Origin of the sequence: Limnofasciculus baicalensis BBK-W-15, assembly GCF_024178385.1 — a bacterium.
In the GTDB taxonomy this organism is placed as follows: domain Bacteria; phylum Cyanobacteriota; class Cyanobacteriia; order Cyanobacteriales; family Coleofasciculaceae; genus Limnofasciculus; species Limnofasciculus baicalensis.
The window spans coordinates 1-5,685 of sequence record NZ_JAMZMM010000379.1 but is presented as its reverse complement, the minus strand read 5'-3'; the positions used below and the strand labels follow the sequence as shown (position 1 = coordinate 5,685).

At 40.9% G+C, this 5,685-nt stretch carries 4 protein-coding genes; 2 read left to right on the top strand and 2 right to left on the bottom strand.

What is annotated here, in order from left to right:
• The first annotated feature begins 159 nt into the window (after window positions 1-159).
• A complete protein-coding gene (locus NJ959_RS24815; RefSeq protein WP_254014430.1) occupies window positions 160-1,257 on the top strand; it encodes an exostosin domain-containing protein in 1,098 nt (365 codons plus the stop codon).
• A gap of 45 nt (window positions 1,258-1,302) precedes the next feature.
• On the opposite strand, the gene NJ959_RS24810 is transcribed toward NJ959_RS24815, so the two are convergent.
• Window positions 1,303-1,641, bottom strand: coding sequence for a hypothetical protein (locus NJ959_RS24810; protein WP_254014429.1), 339 nt, complete (start codon window positions 1,639-1,641; stop codon window positions 1,303-1,305).
• A gap of 2 nt (window positions 1,642-1,643) precedes the next feature.
• Between NJ959_RS24810 and NJ959_RS24805 the strand changes: the two genes are divergently transcribed.
• Window positions 1,644-3,365 carry a glycosyltransferase family 39 protein gene (locus tag NJ959_RS24805; protein WP_254014428.1) on the top strand — a complete coding sequence of 574 codons (1,722 nt, stop codon included), beginning with the start codon at window positions 1,644-1,646 and terminating at the stop codon, window positions 3,363-3,365.
• 293 nt (window positions 3,366-3,658) lie between these two features.
• Here NJ959_RS24805 and NJ959_RS24800 read toward each other — a convergent pair whose 3' ends face one another.
• Window positions 3,659-5,278: a sugar transferase gene (locus tag NJ959_RS24800; protein WP_254014427.1), complete on the bottom strand. Its 1,620-nt coding sequence runs from the start codon at window positions 5,276-5,278 to the stop codon at window positions 3,659-3,661.
• Window positions 5,279-5,685 lie beyond the last annotated feature (407 nt).

Genomic DNA, 5,685 nt, shown 5'->3' with positions numbered 1-5,685 from the left:
TGAATTTATCGCCCGTGCCTAACACACCCTACAGTTAAATAAGATTTTGTTATCACCATAAAGACGAGAGAGCCATATTGGCAATCTCAATTCGTTAAAAATTATAAACCCAACCGATTTTAGTTCAGACTTTATCCCAAACTGTACTAGAATCCCTTCATGAAATTAAAAATATTCTCAGATCCAAACTACCTATCCAAGGGAGAGAATCCCAATACCCTCCTCACTCCCTTTTGGCGACAACCCCCAACAACCCCACAGCCTACCTGGAATAGAGCCTTAGAAAACTATAGCGCGATCGCGCCCACCTGTTTCGAGATGGTTCCCATAGCAGAAGCCGACTTTGCCATCCTCCCTGACGACTGGCTAAAAATCCGGACATATCTATGGCGCAATAAAATTAACCAATCTGCCTTAGCTATAGCCAGGGAATTTGCCCAAAAGATTGAGGAAGCGGGTAAACCTTTAATTGTATTTTTCTCAGGCGACTGCTCTGATGAAGAAATTCCCATCAAAAACGCCTTTATTTTCCGCCAATCACCCTACCGCAGCCAACAAAAGCCCCAAGAATTTGCTTTCCCAGCCTGGTGTGAAGATTTAGTCCAACACTATCTTAACAATCAACTCCCCATCCGGCAAAAATCCGACCAGCCTGTGGTAGGATTCTGTGGTTTAGTTCAATCAGATTCATGGCAAACAAAGCTGAAAACTCTTGTCTATGAAGGAGCGATGTTAACTAAATATCACAAAATGAAAGTGTCCCCCTATAAAGGACATATTTTACGGGAACGTGCGATCAATATTTTAACAGATAACCCATCAATTAAAACCAATTTTCTCCCCCAATATACGAAAAACTTTTTAAACCATCAATTATCAACAGAGCAAAAGTCAAAAGCACGTTTAGAATTTGTGCAAAACATAGCCGAAAGCGACTATATCCTCTGCTGTCGCGGCGCAGGAAACTTCTCCTTCCGCCTCTACGAAACCCTCTGTTGCGGGCGGATTCCCATCTTCATCGACACCGACTGCATTCTCCCCTACGAATTCGCCATCGATTGGAAAAAATACTGTATTTTGGTAGACGAAAAAGAACTACCACAAATCGCCGACAAAATAGCCGAATTCCACGATAAACTATCACCCCAAGAATTTATCGACTTACAGTATGAATGCCGCAAACTATGGAAAGAATGGTTATCGCCAGAAGGCTTCTTTACTAACTTCTATCGCCATTTTGAACCAGGGATATCTTAGGGGCTACAGAAACCATACTTATTGAAGAAGTATGGTTTCTAGATGCTATACTTGTTCCGGGTCTATACCAAGCGATCGCAAACGTTCAGCCAATTTCCCTGCCCTTTGCCGTTCCTCTTCTAGTTGTTGTTGAGACTCTTCTAACTCTTGCTGAGTTTGTTCTAACTCTTGCTGAGTTTGTTCTAACTGTCTTTGAATATCCACATAACTGACAAATGGATTACCATCAGGACGATAAAGCTGTAAATTATCTCCAGACAAATCAAAGCGGATACCCAGGCGAGGGCTTACCCAATTATTCATTTCCTCAATTACATCTAAAAATCCCTCCACAGGGCATCTCTCATAGTTAAGATAACCTAATATAGGTAAGCAAAAACTCATATATGCTTAAAAATCAACTAATCCAGAGATTGAATCTCCCCAAAACTTGGTTAAGTTTCCTCATCATCACCGTATTAATATTAGGCATATTCTTCCGCCTCACCAACCTCGATCGCAAAATCTATTGGTTTGACGAAACCTACACCTCACTGCGGATATCCGGTTATACCGAAACCGAAATAGTCCAAGAATTCTCCCAACCCAAAATAATTAGCATCCAAGACTTACAATACTATCAACACCTCAACCCAGAAAGAAGCCTCATTGACACCATTAAAAGCCTATCCTTAGAAGACCCACAACATCCACCCCTCTACTATGTAATAGCAAGATTCTGGGCACAATGGTTTGGCACATCAGTCACCGCCATGAGAAGCCTACCAGCCTTAATTAGCCTATTAGCATTTCCGAGTATATATTGGTTATGTCAAGAACTATTTAACTCACCCGTAACAAACACATCCGCTACATCTGCTACTCCATCCGCTACATCCGCTACCCCATCCGCTGCCCCATCCGCTGCCCCATCTGCCACCAACATTGGCCCGGTAGCCGCAGCAATTCTCGCCGTATCCCCCTTCCACGTCTTATACGCCCAAGAAGCCCGTCAATATAGCCTGTGGACAGTAACAATCCTAATATCAAACGCCGCCCTAATAAGAGCAATCCGACTCAAAACCAAAAGAAGTTGGCTGATTTATTTCCTCACCCTAACCACCAGTTTCTACACCTTTTTATTTTCCGGATTAGTTGCCATTGGACATGGTATTTATATAATAACTATCGAAAAATTTTGCCTCACGAAAACCATTATTTATTATCTATTAGCATCCCTAGCCGCCCTAATCATTTTCATTCCTTGGCTTGGGATTGTCATTACCAGTCTCTCCCAAATTCATAAAGTCACATCTTGGGCAAATCAGAAAAACTCATTACTAAAATCGATTCAAACATTAATGGGTGTTTTAGCTCGAATTTTCATTGATTTTAACACTAGATCGCGAGATCCTTTAATCTATCTTATCCCAATTACCATTGCTATTTTATTCTTATTAATTATAGTCAGCTACTCATTTTATTTTTTGATTCGCCATACTCCAAAACGGACTTGGCTATTTATTGTCACGCTAGTTGGCGTACCTGCGATCGCACTAATTATACCAGATTTAATTTTCGGAGGTAATCGTTCAACACTGAGATTTTTAACCCCCTTAATTTTAGGTATTCAACTAGCCATTGCCTACCTTCTCGCCACTAAAATTAGCCAACAGAGGGAGTGGAGAGAACATAAAACTTGGCAAATTGTGACCATCATCCTACTATCCTGTGGCATTCTATCCTGTGCCGTCAGCTCTCAAGCAGAAGTTTGGTGGAATAAGCATCTTAATGTTAGTAATCCAGCCATAGCTAACATCATAAATCAAACTCCCCACCCCCTATTAATTAGTGACGATCAAATGGCTTATATCCTAACTTTCAGCTATGTACTAGAACCAAAAGTTAAACTAATAATACAGCCAAGATGCTACACTTGTAACCTAAATTACCTATTCGCAGTTAAACCATACATTCCTCAGATTCCCGATGAATTCAGTGATGTATTTTTATACAAGCATACACCATCCCCAAAATGGAACGAAGAACTAAAAAAACAGCAAATATACAAACTACAACTAGTTTACAATACTCCTGACGATCAGCTATGGAAATTGGATAAACAGTAATGTTATTGGTTGTTTATTAACAACAAATGAGCAATAATATATCTCTTCCCCATAACCAATAAATATATCACCTCTTAAATGAGTAGAACACACCGAAAATTTCTCTCTCTTCTTCGCGTTACTTTGCGCTTACCTTTGCGTCCCTACTCTGGCGAGAAGCCGCTGCGCGTCTATGCGTTAAAAAAACCTGTCTCATCAACCGAGAACCGCTATAATAACAAGGGGCTTAGAGCCAATTGTCCACCACCAACAACCAATAACCAATAACCAACAACCAACAACCAACAATCAAATTAATAAGCCCCTTCTGAATTGAACACCACCTTAATTGTTTGTAGCAAAATCTGGAAATCCAGAGCAAGAGACCAATTCTGAATATAAGCCATATCCAGCCGAAAAACATCCTCAGACTCACCCACATCAGAGCGACCAGAAATTTGCCATAATCCAGTAATTCCCGGCAAAACTTCGTGACGAATTTGATGATGTTCCGAAAATCTTTCCACATCTCTGACAGGGAGAGGACGAGGACCAACCAAACTCATCGTGCCACACAAAACATTAATCAGTTGGGGTAATTCATCAAGACTATAACGGCGGAGAAATTTACCAACATCAGTAATCCGGGGGTCATTCTTCATTTTAAACAACACCCCTCCCTTCATTTCATTTTTCCCCTCTAATTCCTGTTGGAAATCAGCCGCATTGATCACCATAGTTCTAAACTTCCAAACCTTGAACCTACGCCCCTTCAATCCCACACGTTCCTGCTTATAAAATACTGGTCCAATGGAGTCAATCTTGATGATCGTAGCAATCAATAAAAGCAGAGGACTAATCAGGATCAAAGCGAATCCTGATGCCAGGATATCAAAGCAGCGTTTAATCCAAAAATCACTACCAACAATTGGCGGAGAACGGAACCTAATTGTTGTAAAACCATCAATCATTTTGATTTCGGACCACTGACTCGGCAAGTCTAAGCCAAGGGGTAGAACCCGTAAATCTATCCCCACATTTTTCAATTCCCAAAACAGAAAAATTGGATCGGTAACAGCGTGCCAAGAACAAATAAAGACTTCACTGACTCCTAATTTTTGGATATTTTCCAAAGTATTAGCCCATTCTTCAGGGTTATTCCGTACAGCTAAGTCCACTTCCCCTCTAATATCAAATTGGGCAGCTTTATCCAGTCTGGTTCGAGCTTTTTCAATATCCTTTGGTTCTCCAATTATAAATATAGCTTGACGCCAGCTTCCATGAGAACGTTGGCTCACGATGGCAAGATGAAGCAGTAAACGTTCGCTGAAAACAAAAATGAGAGACAGTAACCAAGCAATTAAAAAGGCAGAGCGGGATACAACTCGATCTGTGCCGTAGAAAAAGGCAATATTCAGTAAAACAATCTGACTCAATATGATTGATTTGATCAGATTCAAAAAACTGCGCCGTCTATCATCTGTGCCATAGAGTCCTGAAGCTGCTAAGATTCCCAGATTAATAATTAAAATGGGTAGCAGTAAACCATTTGGCTTTTCCGAGGCATTCCATAGCAGATTAAATGAACGAGTAGGTGTCCCTATTTTCTCAGCAACAATCCATGCCAAAGACAGCATCAGGGTATCTAGGAAAACCAAGGTGATTACCCGAAGCCAACCTATTCCTAGCCCCCGACGAAGCTTCGCAATCAGTGGAGCGCGGAGATCCAGACTACCCACAGAATAATTTTTTTGCATTCTCTTACCCCGATAATTTAGTAGATGTTCTCTAGCCAAAATATAGCAGTGTTTAAGTAGGTGGACATAAATAAAGTCATTGGTAGCCTGTAAGCCAGTAAGATCAGCAATCTCAACAATCTTACTGTAGCTTGGATTACCTTTCGTATGATGGACATTGCCCACCTTACGTCTCATTCTATCCACCTAATCTGGTTTCAAGAGGTTCCCATCCTAATAATCATCAAACAACAGTGAGGCATTTTAATCTTTAGCAGGTCAAAAAAAATTTACTTATTATCTTAGACAGAGTTACACTCCCAGTCAATATTCACAATTAATTATACTCAAGATCAGATCTGAAAGTTCTCTCTAGTAGCTTCTCAAAGAACTTAGTCTGGTCAAGTTAGAGCTTTCTTACAAGCTCCCGTCATACCCTAATCGGGTTGACGGCGAGTTATTGACTCCAAGTTTCCTTGAGCCTTGTACAAGTCTCTTGCATATTGTAAAACTTCCTGGGCATCAGGAATTCAGAGACTCCTGCACCTCCTGCAAATTATTACCTTCTAACAAAGCTGCCCCCAGCTCCCCCGATCCTCTGATCC